The sequence below is a fragment of the Aeromonas sp. FDAARGOS 1418 genome, from assembly GCF_019048585.1.
GTDB classification, from domain to species: domain Bacteria; phylum Pseudomonadota; class Gammaproteobacteria; order Enterobacterales; family Aeromonadaceae; genus Aeromonas; species Aeromonas caviae.
In genome coordinates, this window is sequence record NZ_CP077387.1 from 626,857 (window position 1) to 644,551 (window position 17,695).

The window sequence follows — 17,695 nt, forward strand, 5'->3', positions numbered from 1 at the left end:
GAGAGGATCAAGTAGATGGCGGGCTCTGTCCCGCCATTACTCCCGGTCGTTATCAATTTCCGACCAGTAAAATTATTTACTACACGTCATTCTGACGTTCCTTCTCCTTATGCCTTTAATCAGGCATCACTAAATACCTCGACATGTTCATAGGTGACACCATGAATTTTCATTGTTTCAAATATTTCCTTATAGAAACTTGAAGCAATTACCAGATTGCTGACATGCTGATTACGGATCTTCTCAAAATAACTCACTTTGAGATTCACACCAGGCAATATGCGATCGGCTTTATTCTTGTCACCATCAACGACAATGATATTCGTACTGTCCAAAATCTCTTTCTCAACTCCATTCAGAAGAATCACTGATGCAGAACCGGCCCCCCACCAGACGACGCTATCTGCCTTTCTAAGAAAATCATTTACTCTGTCGCGAGATGCATCGCACCGCTGCTTGAACATTGAGAGATTATCGATATAGAAGGCTTTATCAAAGGCCACTTCAATTTCGTTGTAACGTGTATTTTCAGCCTTGACAAAAACAACCCTTAAACTGTCATTCTCAACACGGTGATATATTATTTTAAGTTTGTTATCACGGGCCAAAACTTGCATGAAGTAGATATTATAATAGAAGAGGTGCTGTACATGAAAACCACCAAAATCAGGAACTTCAATGACAATTCTTCCGGCATCATTCAACGTTTCTGTCATCAATTTAAAGATAGAGAAGGGGTCTTCAAAATGCTCAAACACATGCATAAGATAGTAACCATCTACCTTGTCCGGAACATGACTAGCATTAAAATAACCCTTTATAACGTTAAGCCCCAAGCCCTTCGCAATATCGGCTTGGGGGCCAGGCTCAATTCCTGTTACATTGGAGAATCCGCTCTCGTTCAGTTTTTTCAGCAAATATCCTTCTGAACAGCCAATCTCCAGTATATTTTCATCTTTGCCAAAATGACTTGTTATGGTATCAATCATACCGTCATATTTAGAGGCGCCGATATTATTCAGCGGAGAAATATATAGATAGTTGTCATATATTTCCGTTAGTTCTTCCGATGATAATTTCTTGGATGCAAACCCCACCAGACAATCTTTGCAGGCACTGACCTGCAATTCCGACACCTTTACCGGAAAATCACCTGAGTATGCAGATAAAACGGCTGGCATCTTGCGTTCAAGGAAAACCAATGTGTTATCACTGTGACAATATGGACATCTCATGATCCTCTCCTAACGATGTGATCAGGATTGATGAAACAAAGTTGAACGATCGCAATATCTATGGATTCTCATCCATCACATCATGCAACGAAATACCTATTCTCAAAGACGACTACGCCTGCGCAGAACCCCTGCATCCATAAGCTTTCTAGCCAAGGGCTCGACTCGCCAAAACGGTACTTCGATGATCTCGGCAATCTCAAAAAGGCTCAGATGACCATCGCTGTAAGCCAGCAGGTTCATCATGTCCTTTACCTGTGCACCGGACTCACGTGTTGATAGATTCGGATAGAGGCCACGACGCCCCAATTGGGGCTCACCCAATACGGTAGCCTCACAGTATTCATCCAACTCCAGACACTCGATCGCCCGCCGCAACGCTAGGAAACTATCCGCCAGCCCCCGCGGCGTGACCAGAGTAAGATCGTCCAAAGAGGTGTGGTATTCGGAATAACAACCGTACTTGCTGCGCATCATGGTGGTGACTGGCAAGTCTATGCCAGGAGCACATAGCTGACGTTCGTTGGAACCCCTATCAAGATAGCTATACGCCATATAATCAGGTGCGATATGGCCCAACACATGGCGTCCTATGCGATCAGCTATAGAATTCCCCTGTCTGGATGGTAAGAATGAGTAACACCTTTCATCCCCCATACATGTCAGATTAAAACCAGCCAACGTATGAGACTTGAGGTGCTCCAGATGGCGAGAGAGATAAACGATAGCCCCGATTGTCTCAGGAACAAGCATCAATCGATAGCTGTAGCGTCGCTTAGGCAAGGAGGCCAGCCAGGCCATCAAAAACACTCCGACACCTGGGCCGGACAACTCGTTGTTGGCCATGGAGGGGTGGCAAACATAGCTGGATAACAAGATTTCCTGCTCACTCTCCCCCGGTAGCACCCACTCGGCATAAGTCAGTGAGCCCGGTTGCAAGCTGGTATCGATCACAACCTCATAATTTCCTTCGGGTAACGCTTCCCGCACATTGTGGGGTAAACAAAAGCCCCAACGGCGCTGATAATAAGACGTGACATAGGGGATGGCATCCGGTAACTCAGGCAAGGAGTGCAAGTGAGGTTGTAATTCTGCTAAAGGGAGAGTACAGCGTACCGGTTCTGAGTAACCCACCAAATGCAAGTTACTATCATTGAAATCAACCACCTTGTGCCCATCAGGTCCCAAGATGTAAGCCTCTCTGACATTCCACTCATCCGGCACTGTCCAATCAAAAAATGTGCTTCCGCTGGCAACTTCATGGATCTGCAATTCAGGTAAACAATGTTCGCGAAACAGGGCCAATGTTTTTCTTACACCATCGCCTGTCAAGCTGCGATTGAGCGGAAACAGCAAGGAAAGCAAACGATGCAGCAGTTCGCCAAGCTGATCCTGGTCAGCCCAGTCTGTAGGCAAATAACAACTGTCATGATTCGGCATCATTCAACCCCCTCAATTAGCTCAACAATATGTCCCAAGGGACTGAGAAAAAACTGGACATGAGAGCCCCCAAAAGCGATCGCTGGCAGGCTGGGCCCAAGGGGCAGGTGACGCTGTTCGCGCAGCCGTTCGGCGCTCTCCTGCAGGCAGCTCACCCGATAGGCAAGGTGGTTGATGACGTTGCGCCGGGTCTTGAGCACCTGGGCAACCGGGCTCTCCTCGCCGGCCGGGGCGACCAGCTCGTAACAGAGGCCATGGTCGTCGTGCACGAACTGCACCCAGACCCGTTGCAGCGGATCTTCCACCGCCGCCGAGCAGCGGCTCAGCCCCAGCACATCGCGGCAATAGGCCACACCGCTCGCCAGGTCCGGCACCACCAGTCCGATGTGATCAAACTGCATGGGACTCTCCTCCCGCCCGGATCAGGGCGTATGGGGCCGCCGCCAGCAACTCGCTGGCGGCCAGGATGAAGTCGCGGCACGACACCGCCCAGACCGGCACCCGCTGGCACAGCGTCTGGCGCCAGGCGCCCCGCTCCTGCAATAGGGTCACCAACCGGGAGAGGTCGATTTCGCTGGCCAGCGACAGGTCGCGCACATAGTAATCCGCCTGCCACTCCCGCACGCGGCCATCGACGCGCACCTGACCCGCAAACATCTTGTGATAGCGGTAGGGGACGGCCAGCCGCTGCTCCACGTAGTGGGTGAAGGTGATGCGGTCGGGGTGGCAACCCAGCCCCAGCAGCCAGCCGTTCTGCTCCGCCAGCCAGCCGAACGGGCTCTCCTGGCCGAAACAGTCGTGACACTCCCGCGCCACCAGCGCAGGCCCCTGTGGGCCGCTGATCGCCATGCTGAAGACGGGATCCAGTGTGCGCACCACCCCTTCCCGCTGGCGGAACAGCTCCGTCATCAAGCCCACCTTGCTCGGGGTCTGCGCAGGGTCGAAGCATTCGTCCGCCATCGGGCTGTAACTGAAGGTCGGCACCAGCAGGTGTCCATCCAGCCACTGCTCCAGGCATGTCCAGAAGGCCGCGATGCCCTCGGCGTTGCCCATGCCGGCAAACTGTGCCACCACCATGGCATCCGAGTGCACCATCAGGGCGCCGCCTCTGGGGATCCCCAGCTCGGTCAGCGCCTGCTCGAGTGCCTGTTTCACACGGCAACCCCTTTGCGCAGCAGGGCTTGCTGGATGTCGGTCAGACTCTTCAACTCGGCCAGCTCCTGCGGCTCGAACCGCACGGCATAGTGCTGTTCGACCAGCAACAGCAGGTTGAAGTGACCCAGAGAATCCCACTCGGGAAAACTGCCGAGGGCAGACTGTGCATTGACGCTGGCCTGAGGGAACTGCTGGTGTGCCAGCGCGATAAGGTCATTCATTGGCATAGAACTCCAAAAACGGGAGAGAAAGAGAGCAGAGATCCAGACTGAGGAACAGCTCGTCCGCCAGCGGCAGCAACCCCGCTGGAGTGGTTATCGGCCGGGTTGGCAGGCTCGCCAGAAAATCCCGTGCCGGCTGGTTGCGGGTGGTGGCAACCAGGCTGATGACCAGCTCGGTCACGCCTTGCGCCCGCAGATGGTTTGCCAGTTGCGCCAGCAGCCAGTATTCAAAGCCGCGCCCCAGTACCCGGCAGCTGATGGCCAGGGTATCCAGCAGCGCCCTGCCCTCGTCGAGCGGGTGCACCACCAGCAGCGCCGTCATGCCATGATCGGCGAATCGGTCTCGCAGGCCGGCCAGCCAGACGTCGCCTCCCTCGGCGGCCAGCCGGGCCAGCTCCGCCGCCTGATAACGGCGGCCAGAGAGGTTGAACTGATTGGTCTTCTGGCTGAGCTGTTCGGCTCGCAACTGGTTGCCCGGGGAGAGCGGCTGCCAGTCGGCCTGCAGCGCCAATTGCCGCAGGAAGGCGTGCTCGTCGCCCAGTTGCCGGCGCACCGCCTCGGCCTCGGCCTGGGCCTGATAGGAGTGCTGCCGCAGGCCGTCATCCCGGCTCTGGTGGCGACTGCACAGGGCCGGCAGCGTCAGCAGGGCATCCGGCCAGCTCCAGAGATCGGCCGGCGGGGTCATCACCATCACCTCGGGGCAGTTGGCCCGCACCTCGGCCCGCTCCAGCTCGCTGTCATCCCAGAAGACCAGGCTGTCCAGCCCGACATGGAGGCGGGCGGCCAGCCGCCGCAGCCCCTGGGATTTGGGCTCCCAGCCGATTTCGGCGGCGGCGATCTGCGCCCGTGTCAGCACCATGCCCGGATGCTCGTCAAACAGCCGCCACACATCGTCAGGCAGATTCTTGGAGCAGAGCGCCAGCACTATACCCTGCCCGTGCCAGTGGCTGGCTGCCTGCTGGAAAGCCTGGTAGAGCCGGCCCATCCCGTCCTGCCCCAGCAGGACGCCGCCGACACCGTCTTCGCCGACCACGCCGCCCCACAGGGTATTGTCGCAGTCGAGCACCAGCACCTTGTGGGCGGGTTGCTGCAACCGCTGCAGCAAGGGGAGAATCCACTGCGCCAGGCTGGCCAGACCGGCCATGGAGAAGGGGCAGGACATCAGATAGAGGTTGCGCCGATCGAAGCAGTGCTGGCGGCCATGCTGTTGCAGCCAGAGTGGCAGGTGCAGGTCGTCCAGGCCGGGTTGCTGCAGGCGTAGGCGGGCCATCTGCTGCTCGAACGCACTGGCCAGCACGGCGAGCACGGCAGGGGCCGTGCCATAGACACAGAGCGGCGCATGGCTGCAGGCCCCCACCAGCAGATGATCCTGCGGGCGGCGCTGCAGATGCTGCAACAGAGGCTGGCAGAGCGCGTCGACGAAGGCGGCAACCGCCAGCAGCTGCTCATCCTGCGCCAGACGGCCCCACTCCTGCAGGGTTCGAGCGGGCACCAGATCTTCCCACAGCCAGATGATGATGTGGGTCCCGGCCGCGGCATCGGCGCTCTGGTGCATCAGGGTCTGCAACCACTGGCCATGGGGGGCCACCTGCACTTCGCCGTATTCAGCCAGGGGGCGCCAGGCGAGGTTGCCCGGCATCAAGAACGAACTGCCACTGAGATGAATCGATGTCATGGCTTCTCCCACTCCGCTGTCGGCACCATCCAAGTTTTAATAACTTTGCTTGATCGTCTTTGATCTTCTAGAAAAATAAAAGCCTTTTCAGTCATTTATATCAGTAGTTGATGCTGACATAGGGGACTTCGGTCACATCCCACGCCTGCTTGAGGTAGACGGTGAGCACGAAGAAGAAGTTGGCCAGCAGATTGGCGAAGCGATAGAGGATAGGATCGAAGCGCACGCCGCTCTCTTCCAGGCGTACCAGCAGACGCACCACCTTCTTGCTGCCACAGCGGCACAGGTGCAGGGTGGGAATGGGCTGGGGCCCCTGGGGCAGCACGAAGCCGGTCACCCGGCCGCGACTCGCCTCGTTGTAGTGATCGTACCGCCCCTTCAGCCAGTCCAGATCCTCCTCGAAGATCCCGAGCCGTCCCCGCACCGAGCCGTTGAGGTTGTAGATGAGCCGCTGCAGGATCGCCAGATCCGCCATCACGGGCCGAGTATCCTCATCCGGCATCAGATGAGAGAGCACGGCCCCCACCTGGCAGCAGAGCTCGTCGGTGGCGATCTCGTAGTCGCACTGGAACTGGGTTTCGAAGATGAAGGGGTAGCAGAGCTCGCGCTTGTCTCTTGGCTTCTTGGGGTTCATGGCATCGCCGGGCTGGGGAAAAGGGCAGTGTGCCAGCCCGGGGACGGGCTGGCAAACACCCCGCCCCCGCCAGCATCACGGGGGCGTCGCCAGACTAGCCGGTCGCCATCTGCTGGCCGAGCAGCCTCATGGCTTCCAGCATCCGCTGGTTGAAGCCCATGAAGCCTGCCCCCTGGGTCGCCCCGTCCTGACCCCGCGCCGCCAGCACGGTGGGCGTCAGCGCCTCCTGCTGGGAAGGGGGCAACAGGGCGTCGGCCTGCTGCTGCAACCGGCTGAGCCTCGGCAGGTAGTCCGCCAGGGGCTTGAGGCTCTCCTGCAGGGAACTGGCCCCCTGGTAGGTCTGACTCAACTTGGCCGATTGCTTGAGCTTGAGGGAGTAGGAGACCAGCTGGCTGTCATCCAGTTGCAGCCCGTTCAGCCCGTCCGCCAGGGTCTTGCCGTCGCCCCCCTTGAAGAACTGCCCGGCCAGCTCGTCCAGCCCCTTGACCAGGGTGCCGATGGCATCCATCTCGGCACTGTCGAGATCCCCCTCCAGGGAGAAGTCGAAGCTCTGGCTCGACTTGAGGCTGAACTGGCTGCCACCCCCATCGCTCTGGGACTTGAACTGCCAGCTGTCGCTGAAGCGCAGCATCACCTTGTCCCCGTCCCGGGTCTCGATCTCGAGGAGGGCCTGCTGGCGGCTGGCCATCCTGGCATCCCCCAGATCCGTGGTCGACACCTTGCCGAAGAACTCCTTCTCGAACTCGTCGAGCCCCTTCTGGATCAGCTTGTAGCTCTGATCCATGCCGGTCTTGATGTCCTCGTTGTCCGCCCAGTCACCGAGCTGCTTCCTGGCGTCACCGAAGCCCTTGTCCACCCCCTTGCGGGCCTGCTCCATCATCTTGGTCAGGTCGTCGTCGGACTTGCCGTCGGCACGGGCCGCGCCTATCCGCCCGGTGACGAACTGCAACACGTTGTCCGCCACCGACTGGAAATCGAACAGGGTCTCCGGAGTAACCTCCTGGGGCTCCTGCACCTTGGGTGCCTTGTAGCCCTGGCCGTTGATCTCCAGCGCAAATTGCAGCGCCTGCTGGATCAGCACCTGGGCCCATTTCGGGGGCTTGTTCAGGGAGACCTCATCCCCCTTGTCCGCCGTCTTCGACTCCGTCTGTTGAGGCGATTTGGGAGCAATGCCCACTCCCTTGGGTTGGGCTGCGCCCATGCCATCAATTTGCATCATTACTCTCCCGCCTATAGTGGTGGATCGGTTATCGGCCCGACTGGCCACTTCTTGACCACAAAAAACTTGGACAATCCGCAACGGCCTTTTAAAATCCCCACCCTTTGGTTGGCTGCGGCCTTCCCCCGGTCTTTCCCCGGCTCAGCCCGGTGCATGCGAGGTATCCATGACTCAATCCCAGCCCTCTTCCGCCGACGCCCAGGGCAGACGGACTCCTGCCGACTACCAGGCCCAGCTCGACGAGAAGCGCGATCGCCTCACCCAGCTATTCGCCCCCTTCAATCCGCCCGCGCTGGAGTTGCACGCCTCCCCCGCCGAGCACTACCGGATGCGCGCCGAGTTCCGCATCTGGCACGAGGGGGATGACCTCTTCCACTGCATGTATGCGCCGGCCACCAAGGAGATCATCCGGGTCGACCAGTTCCCCACCGCCAGCCGCCTCATCAACCAGCTGATGCCGGTGCTGCTGGAGGGGCTGCGCCCGCACCCCGTACTGCGCCGCAAGCTGTTCCAGATCGATTACCTCTCCACCCAGTCCGGCCAGATCTGCGTCAGCCTGCTCTACCACCGCAAGCTGGAGAGCGAGTGGCAGCAGGCCGCCGAGGCGCTGCAGGCCGACCTGCGGGCCAAGGGGTTCGAGCTGCAGTTGATTGGCCGCGCCCACAAGCAGAAGATCTGCCTGGGGGAGGAGTTCGTCATCGAACGGTTGAATGTGCAAGGCCGCGAGCTGATCTACAAGCAGGTGGAAAACAGCTTCACCCAACCCAACGCCGCCATCAACGAACAGATGCTGGGCTGGGCGCTGGACGTGACCAGGGGGAGCGAGGGCGACCTGCTGGAGCTCTACTGCGGCAACGGCAACTTCTCCATCGCCCTGGCGCAGAACTTTAGCAAGGTGCTGGCCACCGAGATCGCCAAGCCGAGCGTGGATTCCGCCCAGTTCAACATCGCCGCCAACGGCGTCGACAACCTGATCATCCTGCGCATGTCGGCCGAGGAGTTCACCATGGCGATGCGCGGTGAGCGGGAGTTCAACCGCCTCAAGGGGGTCGACCTCTCCGCCTACCAGTGCAACACCATCTTCGTCGACCCGCCCCGGGCCGGCCTCGACGACGCCACCGTCAAGCTGGTGCAGGATTACGACAACATCCTCTACATCTCCTGCAACCCCGAGACCCTGCAGGCCAACATGGCGGTGCTGGGCGAAACCCACGAGATCGCCCGCGTAGCCCTGTTCGATCAGTTCCCCTGGACTCACCACATGGAAGCCGGGGTCTATCTCAAGCGCAAGGCGGGTTGATACCGCCGGGGCACAGCCCCCCGCTGACCAGCAAGACAAGACAGGGCCCGCGGGCCCTGTTTGATTATTTATCCCAGTGCATGGGGCGGCCGGAGCCGCTATGCTGGCGGCACGCGCATCCGCGCCACAGTTTGGGTGTCATGCCACCATGCAACGCATTCTTTTTGTTGAAGATGATCCCGAGATAGGCCAACTCATCAGCAGCTGGCTGGCCCGCCACGACATGGAAGTGCTACTGGAGCCGAGGGGCGATCGGGCGCTGGCCAGGGTCGAGGCCGAGCAGCCGGACCTGGTGCTGCTCGACATCATGCTGCCGGGTCAGGATGGTCTCTCCCTGTGCCGGGATCTGCGCCCGCGCTTTGCCGGTCCCATCGTCATGCTCACTTCGCTCGACAGCGACATGAACCAGATCCTGAGCCTGGAGCTGGGGGCCAACGACTACATCCTCAAGACCACGCCGCCCCCCGTGCTGCTGGCCCGGCTACGGGTCCAGTTCCGCCAGCAGGGGCAACAGGCCCCGCAGCCCGTGGTCGCCGGCACGCCACCCCAGCGCCTGCAGTTCGGCCGGCTGCAGATCGACGGGCCGGGCCGGGACGTGCGCCTCGATGGCGACAGCATTCCGCTCTCCACCGCCGATTTCGATCTCTTGTGGGAGCTGGCCTGCCACGCCGGCCAGATCCTGGGGCGCGAGGCGCTGTTTCGCAGCCTGCGTGGGCGCGACTACGACGGCCAGGATCGCAGCATGGACGTGGCCATCTCCCGCCTGCGCCGCAAGTTGGGGGACGACACCAGCAACCCGACCCGCATCAAGACGGTGCGCCAGAAGGGTTATCTACTAGTACCCCAGGCCTGGGAATAAGCCCCGCCGAATGACCTTGATGCTCTCTGCTCCCTTCTCCCCTTGCGGGAGAAGGGTTGGGGATGAGGGGGCAACAAGGCAATGCCCAGACGCAATCCAGGCAAGAGGAGAGCCCGATGCGACGCCTGTTTATCCAGTTCTATCTGCTGCTGATCGGCTGTTTCACCCTGGCCATCCTGCTGGTCGGCATGGTCTATCAGGTCACCGCCGAGCGGGCGGGAGATCGCTATCTGGAGCGGATGATGCAGGGCTCTCTCGGCCTGCTCACCGGCGAGCTGGCCCGCTTGCCGGCCGAACACTGGCCCGCCCGCATGGCGGAGCAGAGCCGCCAGCTCACCCTGCCGCTGCAGATCGGCGCCCTCGCCAACCAGCCGCTGGCCAACGAGGATCAGGCCTTCCTGGAGGCCGGCAACATCGTCATCGTCGAGGAGGATGACACCTTCCTGCAGCGCATTCCGGGCACAGATCAGGTGCTGATCGTCGGCCCCGTCCCCTATCTCTCCTACCTGCACGAGCTGCACTGGGTCGACGTGGGGCTGCTGCTGGCCATCGGTCTCTCGCTGGGGCTGCCGATCCTGCTCTGGCTGCGCCCGCACTGGCGCGGCCTGCAGCAGCTCGAACAGACCGCCCGCCGGGTCGGTGACGGCGATCTCTCCTGCCGCACCCGTTTGCCACCCGGCAGCAGCCTGGGCCGGGTCGGCCGTACCTTCGACCAGATGACCGAGCAACTGCAGGCCATGCTGGCCAGCCGCAAGCAGCTGACCGACGCCATCGCCCACGAGCTGCGCACCCCGCTGGTGCGGCTGCGCTATCGCCTCGCCATGCTGGCCGAGCCTCCCTCACCCGAGGAGCAGCAGGGACTGGAGCGGGACCTCGGCGCCCTCGATGCCCTCATCGAGGAGATGCTCACCTATGCCAGGCTCGATCGCCCCGAACTACCGCTGCAATGCAGCGATCTGGAGCTCGGCAGCTGGGCCGGCAGCCGCCTTGCCGACTGGCAGGCCCTGCGGCCGGACAAGCGGCTCGACTTCGTGCGCCCGGCCATGGCTCTGCCCTGGCGCGGCGACACCCGATTGCTCGATCGGGCGCTGGAGAACCTCATCGGCAACGCCCTTCGCCATGCCACCAGCCAGGCAAGCCTCTGCATAGCGCGACAGGGGGACGACTATCTGCTGGAGGTGGCCGACGATGGCCCCGGCATCGATCCCGCGCTGGCCCCGCAAATCTTCGAGCCCTTCGTGCGCCTGGATCAGAGCCGGGACAGACGCACCGGCGGCGCCGGGCTGGGGTTGGCCATCGTGCGCAGCATCGCCCACCACCACGGCGGCGAGGTGCAACTGCTGCCAAGCAGCAGCGGTGCCCGTTTCTGCCTGACCCTGCCCGTACATTTGGATACAAACCGTCACCAGTCGCTCACTGAACCGCAGGTCGAACAACCCTAGGATGAAGTCATGGAGAAACGCTCCATGTCATCAAACCGAACGAGGAACTGGAATATGAACAAGCTGATCCCCCTGACTCTGGCCGCTGTCTTCGCCCTGACCTCCGGCTTCACCATGGCCGCCACCCCGACCAAGGCCGCCGCTCCCCACGCCACCCAGACCAAGGTCGTGAAAAAGCATCACAAGGCTGCCCACGCCAAGGCGCCGGCCGTCAAGGTTGCCCCCAAGACCAAGTAAGCTGCCTGCTTCCGCCATGCAAAAGGGGCCCCCGACAGGGGGCCCCTTCTGTTTTTGCGCGCTTGCCGTGACTCAACCCAGCATGTAATCCCCTGGCAGTTCGATGCGGGCCACCCCGGAAGCAACCGCCGCCAGCGCCACGGCACGGGCAACCCGCGGCAGCAGGCGGGCATCCATGGGCTTGGGAATGACGTAGTCCTTGCCGAAGGCGAGTTCACTCACGCCAGCGGCGGTCAGCACCTCGGCGGGCACCGGCTCCTTGGCCAGAGCCCGGATAGCCTCCACTGCCGCAATCTTCATGGCATCGTTGATGCGGCTGGCACGGGCGTCGAGGGCGCCGCGGAAGATGAAGGGGAAGCAGAGCACGTTGTTGATCTGGTTCGGGTAGTCCGAGCGGCCGGTACCCATGATGAGATCCCCGCGCACTCCGTGAGCCAGGGCAGGCTTGATCTCGGGGTCCGGATTGGAGCAGGCGAAGATCACCGGGTTGGGGGCCATCAGGGCCACCGCCTCGGCGGGCAGTACGTCCGGGCCGGAGACGCCGACGAAGACGTCAGCCCCCTCGATCACCTCCATCAGGGTGCGCAGGGGGGTGTCGTTGGCGAAACGCTGCTTGTACTGGTTGAGATCGGTGCGGCCGCTGTGGATCACACCCTGGCGGTCCAGCATGAAGATGTTGTGCGGCGCAGCCCCGCACTTGATCAGCAGATCCATGCAGGCGGTGGCGGCGGCACCGGCGCCCATGCAGACGATGCGGCTGGTGCCAATCTCCTTGCCCTGTACTTCCAGCGCGTTGAGCAGCCCGGCGGCGGTGACGATGGCGGTACCGTGCTGGTCATCGTGGAACACCGGGATGTCGCAGCGGGCGATCAGCGCCTCTTCAATCTCGAAGCACTCGGGGGCCTTGATGTCTTCCAGGTTGATGCCGCCAAAGGTGTCGGCGATGGCGGCCACCGTATCGATGAACTGGGCGCTGGTCTCGTGCTTCACCTCGATGTCGATGGCGTCGATGCCGGCAAAGCGCTTGAACAGCAGGGCCTTGCCCTCCATCACCGGCTTGGAGGCCAGCGGGCCCAGATTGCCCAGCCCCAGGATGGCGGTGCCGTTGGAGATGACGGCCACCAGGTTGCCCTTGCCGGTGTAGCGGTAGGCATCGGCCGGATTGGCGGCGATCTCGCGTACCGGTTCGGCAACGCCCGGGCTGTAGGCCAGCGCCAGATCGCGAGCGGTCTCGGCGGGCTTGGTGAGGGCGATGGCGATTTTACCCGGAACGGGTTGGGCGTGGTAGTCGAGTGCCTGTTGGCGGAGATCGTGCTGCTGATCGGACATGGGGGACCCCGATACGGAAATGAATGAGTGATGCGTTGGCTCGCCAGCGGGCGAGGGCTGAGGATCATAAAGAAATCCCCGCCCTTTCACAGCATAAAATATCGCTGGATAGCAATGACAGGCTAATAAGTAGCATGTCATGCCACCTAAAACTACCTAATTAGTTATAGATTCGATTTCAATCCATGACTGGAATGCCGGCTTTTTCCTCTGCCTGCCGGGCGATGGCCTCCGTCATCCCCTGAAAGATGAAGAGGTGGAAGGGCAGCATGGCAAGCCAGTAGGCCAGCCCCCAGGCCCCCTGCGGATGCCAGTGGGCAGTCACCCGCAGCCGGGTCAGGCCGGACTCCAGGGGCTGGATGTTGAACTCCAGCCGCCCGACGCCGGGGGCCTTCATGTTGAACAGCAGATCCAGCCTGCGTCCTTCATCCACCCCGAGGATCTGCCAGGAGTCCAGCATGTCCCCCTTCACGAAGCGATCCGGGTTGGTGCGTCCCCGGGTCCGGGCCGGGCCGCCGATCAGGTGATCCATCCATTCGCGCACCACCCACAGCTCGTTCATGTAGAAGTAGCGCTGCTCACCCCCCAGTTGCTGCAGCACCTGCCACACTACCTCGGGGGCGGCGAGGCAATCCGCCTCCCCGCTGGCGGTGCGGTCGTAGAAGCCATATTCAGGATGGCGCCAGCGCAGACCCAGGGGCGTCTCCTCCCCGTGCTGCTCGGCACCGAGCCTCTGCTCCAGCGCCAGGCTCTCCGCCAGCGCCTCGTCGAAGCTGAGCAGATGCTGGGGCAGCAGGGCGCGCAAGGGGCCGTCATCTGCCGGGATGTCGTGCTTGAGCCCCCCCACCAGCGCCTTGGCGATGGGTTGGGGAACCGAGGTGGCGAACTGCAGCCACCAGGCGGAGAGCCGGGGGCTCAAAAAAGGTATCGGAATGATGGGGCAGCGTTTGCCGATATGGGTGGCGAACTTCTGGAGCTGCTGCTGGTAGCTGAGCAGCTCGGGGCCGGCCGCATTGAAGATCTGGCCATCCACCCCGTCGGCTTCCACCAGCCCGCCCAGATAGTGCAAGAGGTTGGAGAGGGCGATGGGGGGCGTGCGGGAGCGCACCCACTTGGGCGTCACCATCATGGGCAGGTTGTACACCAGATCCCGCATCACCTCGAACGCCGCCGAGCCGGGGCCTATGATGATGCCGGCACGCAGCTCTACCGTGGGCACCCCTGCGCTGCGAAACAGCTCGCCACAGTAGCGCCGGGAGTTGAGGTGGCGACTGTTGCAGGGCTCGGGCTGGATGGCGCCGAGATAGACGATACGGCGCACCCCGGCGGCACGGGCGGCGGCGGCGAAGTTCTTCACTCCCTGCTGCTCCAGCCGGTGAAAACCGGCCCCCGCCCCCATGGCGTGTACCAGATAGAAGACGGTGTCGACCCCCGCCAGCGCAGGGGGCAGGGTGGCAGGCTTGAGGCTGTCGGCGAGGCGAAACGCCACCCCCTCCGGCAGACGGCAGGGACGACGGGCCCCGGCGATGACCCTGTACCCCAGACCCTGCAGATGAGGCACCAGGTAGGATCCTATGTACCCGGCAGCTCCCATCACCAGACATGTGCGCATCGGCTCTTCTCCCTTGGTTGAGCCAACACCATAGGGCAAAGCGGGGAATTACAGAATGGCGGCCAATAAAAAAGGCACCCGATGGGCGCCTTTTTCAGAATTCTTCAGAAGCAAGATTACTTCTTGGAGGTCAAGCCACCGAAACGCTTGTTGAACTTGTCTACGCGGCCGCCGCTAGAAACTTCTTTCTGCTTGCCGGTGTAGAACGGGTGGCACTCGGAGCACACGTCCAGGTTCAGATCTTTACCGATGGTAGAGAAGGTGTTGATGACGTTACCGCAAGAGCACTTGGCGGTGATGGCTACGTAGTCAGGATGGATACCAGCTTTCATGGACAACCTCAATTATCAGGCCGTGTCGCCATCCGATCTCTTGTCGGACACCACACGATTGTTGAACACAGTTTCAAAGGCTGCGAATAATATAGGAAACGCCTGAGATCAGGCAAGTGGCTTCGCAGAAAAAATAGGCAACCCCTGGTGAATTCTTCCCAAACGCTGGATCTGGTTCGTGTGGCTGTGCCGGTGCCGTTACGCCGTCATTTCGACTATCTCTCTCCCCTGCCCTTGCCTGCCCCCGGTTGCCGGGTCGAGATCCCGTTCGGCCCGCAGACCCTGGTCGGTCTGGTGGTGGATCACCCGACCGAGAGCCAGGTCCCCCGCAACAAATTAAAACCCTTGAAGAGGGTGCTCGACAGCGCCCCCGTGCTGGGGCCCGACATTCTGGCGCTGATGGCCTGGAGCGCCGGTTACTACCAGCATCCGCTGGGGGAAGTGCTGCCCCATGCCCTGCCGGTGCTGGTGCGCAAGGGTGAGCCCGCCGCCTATCGGGAGCTGGAGTTCTGGTTTGCTACCGATGCGGGCATGGCGATCGACCTCAACGGGCTCAAGCGGGCGGCCAAGCAGCAGCAGGCCCTCGCCCTGCTGCGCAAGGGGCCGCAGACCCCCTCCGCCCTCAAACAGGAGGAGATCCAGAGCGCAGCCCTCACCGCGCTGGAGAAGAAGGGACTGCTGGAGAAGCGCTCGCTGGAGCCGAGCCATGATGGCGACTGGGCCACCCGCTTCGAGCCGGGTGAGGGGCTGCGCCTCAACGGCGAGCAGGCGCTGGCGGTGGCCGCCGTCACCAGCCAGAGCAACAAGTTCGGTGCCTTCCTGCTGGACGGCATCACGGGCTCCGGCAAGACCGAGGTTTACCTCAGCATCCTCGAGCCCCTGCTCAAGGCGGGCAAGCAGGCGCTGGTGATGGTGCCGGAAATCGGCCTCACCCCCCAGACCATCAACCGCTTCCGGCGCCGCTTCAACGTGCCCGTGGTGGCGATGAACTCCGCCATGAACGACAGGGAGCGGCTCGATGCCTGGCTCGCCTGCCGCGACGGCGGTGCCGCCATTCTGATCGGCACCCGATCCGCGGTGTTCACGCCGTTCAAGGACCTCGGCATCATCATCATCGACGAGGAGCACGACGGCTCCTTCAAGCAACAGGACGGCTTTCGCTACCACGCCCGGGATCTGGCGGTGATGCGGGCCCATCGCGCCGGCATTCCCATCCTGCTTGGATCTGCCACCCCGTCGCTGGAGACATTGCACAACGCCCGCAGCGGCAAGTATCACCACCTCAGCCTGACCCGGCGCGCCGGCAACGCCCAGACCGCTCGCCAGGTGATCCTCGACATCAAGAACGTGCGGCTGCAGGCCGGGCTCTCCCCCCAGCTGGAGCAGCTGATGGCCGAGCACCTGGCGGCGGGCAACCAGGTGATGCTGTTTCTCAACCGCCGGGGCTATGCGCCGGCACTCATCTGCCACCAGTGCGGCTGGAGTGCAGCCTGCGAGCGCTGTGACGCCTGGTACACCTGGCACCAGGCCGGGCGACGGTTGCACTGCCACCACTGCGACAGCGTGCGCCCGCTGCCCCACCACTGTCCCGAGTGTGGCAGCAGCGAGCTCATCGGCTCCGGGGTCGGCACCGAACAGCTGGAGCAACTGCTCGGCACCGTGTTCCCCCAATATCCGGTGGTGCGCATCGACCGGGACAACACCCGCCGCAAAGGGGAGCTCGAAACCCACCTCGGCGACATCAAGGCGGGCAAGTACAAGATCCTGATCGGCACCCAGATGCTGGCCAAGGGCCACCACTTCCCGGACGTGACGCTAGTGGGCCTGCTGGATGTGGATGGCGCCCTGTTCAGCGCCGATTTTCGCGCCGCCGAGAAGCTGGCCCAGCTCTACACCCAGGTGGCGGGCCGTGCCGGTCGAGCCAGCAAGCCCGGGTTGGTGGTGCTGCAGAGCCACCATCCCGAGCACGCCCTGCTGCAGGATCTGACCCAGAACGGCTATGGCCACTTCGCCGACACGGCGCTGAAAGAGCGCCGCCTGCTGGGGCTGCCGCCCTTCAGCTATCAGGGACTGTTTCGGGCCGAGGCCAACGGCCGCGACGAGGTACAGCTGTTCCTCAGTCGCCTCGCCGATACCCTGCGCAGCGCCCGCTATCCCCAGGTGCAGGTGCTGGGGCCCATCAGCGGCTTCATGGAGCGCAAGGCGGGCAAGTTTCGCATGCAGCTGCTGGTGCAGGGGCCCAGCCGGGCACCTCTGGCCCAGTTGCTCGACTGGGCGGTGACGGAGCTGGAGGGGTGGCCCGAGACCAAGCGGGTGCGCTGGAGTCTGGATATCGACCCCACGGAACTGAACTAGCGCGGCTCTGCCAGCACGGCCTCCGCCAACACCCTGGCCTGTTCCAGAGCCAGGGGCTGCTGATAGCTGTGGGCCATCACCACGGCCCCTTCCAACAGCAGGCATAATCCGGTGGCCTGCACCTCGGTGCATTCGAGGGCCTCCCTGACCCAGTTCAGCAACGCCCGCTTGTGGGCCACCACCAGCTTGCGCACCGGGTGGCGAGGATCGGAGAACTCGGCGCTCGCGTTGATGAAGTTGCAGCCGTAGAAGTCGCTGCGGCCAAACCAGTCCGCAAAGCCATCGAACAGCGCCAGCAACCTGGCCTCCCGTCCCGACACCCCATCCATCCTGGCATCGAGCAGGGCAAAGAACTCCGCATCCCGCGCCATCAGCACGGCTTCGATCAAGGCATCCTTGGTGGGGAAGTGGCGATAGAGGGTACGTTTGGTACTGCCCGCCTCGGCCCAGATGCGATCGATGCCGGTGGCGTGAAAGCCGTGACGATTGAACAACCGATAGGCTGTCGTCATCAGCTGTTGCCGTTTGTCGCTCATGGTGACTTTCCTCTTGAAGTACACCGATCTGTCTACCTAATGTCGCAGGCTGGATCAAGTGATCCGGCACAGACAAGGAGACAGGAGATGGAAACAAGACGATGGCGAAGTGCC

The 17,695-nt window shown here is 61.9% G+C and carries 17 protein-coding genes; 5 read left to right on the top strand and 12 right to left on the bottom strand.

What is annotated here, in order from left to right; translation table 11 throughout:
• Positions 1-119: 119 nt before the first annotated feature.
• From I6L48_RS03015 to I6L48_RS03050, 8 genes are all read right to left on the bottom strand, one after another.
• Positions 120-1,235 carry a bifunctional 2-polyprenyl-6-hydroxyphenol methylase/3-demethylubiquinol 3-O-methyltransferase UbiG gene (locus tag I6L48_RS03015; RefSeq protein WP_113069212.1) on the bottom strand — a complete coding sequence of 372 codons (1,116 nt, stop codon included), beginning with the start codon at positions 1,233-1,235 and terminating at the stop codon, positions 120-122.
• A 102-nt stretch (positions 1,236-1,337) separates the two neighbouring features.
• Positions 1,338-2,678 carry a DUF4910 domain-containing protein gene (locus tag I6L48_RS03020; protein WP_216987766.1) on the bottom strand — a complete coding sequence of 447 codons (1,341 nt, stop codon included), beginning with the start codon at positions 2,676-2,678 and terminating at the stop codon, positions 1,338-1,340.
• Positions 2,675-3,076, bottom strand: coding sequence for a VOC family protein (locus I6L48_RS03025; protein WP_041211976.1), 402 nt, complete (start codon positions 3,074-3,076; stop codon positions 2,675-2,677). The genes I6L48_RS03020 and I6L48_RS03025 overlap by 4 nt, the downstream gene beginning before the upstream one ends.
• A complete protein-coding gene (locus tag I6L48_RS03030; RefSeq protein WP_041211977.1) occupies positions 3,066-3,830 on the bottom strand; it encodes an AAC(3) family N-acetyltransferase in 765 nt (254 codons plus the stop codon). The genes I6L48_RS03025 and I6L48_RS03030 overlap by 11 nt, the downstream gene beginning before the upstream one ends.
• Positions 3,827-4,051, bottom strand: coding sequence for an acyl carrier protein (locus I6L48_RS03035; protein WP_041211978.1), 225 nt, complete (start codon positions 4,049-4,051; stop codon positions 3,827-3,829). The genes I6L48_RS03030 and I6L48_RS03035 overlap by 4 nt, the downstream gene beginning before the upstream one ends.
• The gene (locus I6L48_RS03040; protein ID WP_113069214.1) at positions 4,044-5,726 is read right to left on the bottom strand and encodes an HAD family hydrolase; all 1,683 of its coding nucleotides are present in this window, start codon (positions 5,724-5,726) and stop codon (positions 4,044-4,046) included. The genes I6L48_RS03035 and I6L48_RS03040 overlap by 8 nt, the downstream gene beginning before the upstream one ends.
• A 100-nt stretch (positions 5,727-5,826) precedes the next feature.
• Positions 5,827-6,360, bottom strand: a complete 534-nt coding sequence (locus I6L48_RS03045) for an ATP--cob(I)alamin adenosyltransferase (protein WP_113069216.1) — start codon at positions 6,358-6,360, stop codon at positions 5,827-5,829.
• 94 nt (positions 6,361-6,454) lie between these two features.
• Positions 6,455-7,576: a DUF5610 domain-containing protein gene (locus tag I6L48_RS03050; protein ID WP_042016467.1), complete on the bottom strand. Its 1,122-nt coding sequence runs from the start codon at positions 7,574-7,576 to the stop codon at positions 6,455-6,457.
• Positions 7,577-7,745: 169 nt separating this feature from the next.
• Here I6L48_RS03050 and trmA point away from each other — a divergent pair, with 169 nt between their 5' ends.
• The 4 genes from trmA to I6L48_RS03070 all read left to right on the top strand — a co-directional run bounded on the left by trmA (position 7,746) and on the right by I6L48_RS03070 (position 11,417).
• Positions 7,746-8,879, top strand: coding sequence for a tRNA (uridine(54)-C5)-methyltransferase TrmA (gene trmA / locus I6L48_RS03055; protein WP_113069218.1), 1,134 nt, complete (start codon positions 7,746-7,748; stop codon positions 8,877-8,879).
• A gap of 148 nt (positions 8,880-9,027) precedes the next feature.
• Positions 9,028-9,738, top strand: a complete 711-nt coding sequence (gene rstA / locus I6L48_RS03060; RefSeq protein ID WP_019840333.1) for a two-component system response regulator RstA — start codon at positions 9,028-9,030, stop codon at positions 9,736-9,738.
• A gap of 116 nt (positions 9,739-9,854) precedes the next feature.
• A complete protein-coding gene (gene rstB / locus I6L48_RS03065) occupies positions 9,855-11,180 on the top strand; it encodes a two-component system sensor histidine kinase RstB (RefSeq protein WP_113069221.1) in 1,326 nt (441 codons plus the stop codon).
• A gap of 54 nt (positions 11,181-11,234) precedes the next feature.
• Entirely contained in the window at positions 11,235-11,417 is a 183-nt protein-coding gene (locus I6L48_RS03070) for a hypothetical protein (protein ID WP_010676075.1), read from the top strand.
• A 72-nt stretch (positions 11,418-11,489) separates the two neighbouring features.
• Here I6L48_RS03070 and I6L48_RS03075 read toward each other — a convergent pair whose 3' ends face one another.
• The 3 genes from I6L48_RS03075 to rpmE all read right to left on the bottom strand — a co-directional run bounded on the left by I6L48_RS03075 (position 11,490) and on the right by rpmE (position 14,690).
• Positions 11,490-12,746, bottom strand: a complete 1,257-nt coding sequence (locus tag I6L48_RS03075) for a malic enzyme-like NAD(P)-binding protein (protein ID WP_010676076.1) — start codon at positions 12,744-12,746, stop codon at positions 11,490-11,492.
• A 178-nt stretch (positions 12,747-12,924) separates the two neighbouring features.
• Entirely contained in the window at positions 12,925-14,358 is a 1,434-nt protein-coding gene (locus I6L48_RS03080) for a DUF2867 domain-containing protein (RefSeq protein ID WP_113069223.1), read from the bottom strand.
• Positions 14,359-14,474: 116 nt separating this feature from the next.
• Positions 14,475-14,690 (bottom strand): 50S ribosomal protein L31, encoded by a 216-nt coding sequence (rpmE, locus tag I6L48_RS03085; protein ID WP_010676078.1) that lies wholly within the window; start codon positions 14,688-14,690, stop codon positions 14,475-14,477.
• 147 nt (positions 14,691-14,837) lie between these two features.
• On the opposite strand from rpmE, the gene priA reads away from it, so the two are divergent.
• On the top strand, positions 14,838-17,045 hold the full coding sequence (gene priA, locus I6L48_RS03090; RefSeq protein WP_113069225.1) for a primosomal protein N': 2,208 nt from the start codon (positions 14,838-14,840) through the stop codon (positions 17,043-17,045).
• Here priA and I6L48_RS03095 read toward each other — a convergent pair.
• Positions 17,042-17,581 carry a TetR/AcrR family transcriptional regulator gene (locus I6L48_RS03095; RefSeq protein ID WP_041211985.1) on the bottom strand — a complete coding sequence of 180 codons (540 nt, stop codon included), beginning with the start codon at positions 17,579-17,581 and terminating at the stop codon, positions 17,042-17,044. The genes priA and I6L48_RS03095 overlap by 4 nt on opposite strands.
• Positions 17,582-17,695: the final 114 nt, after the last annotated feature.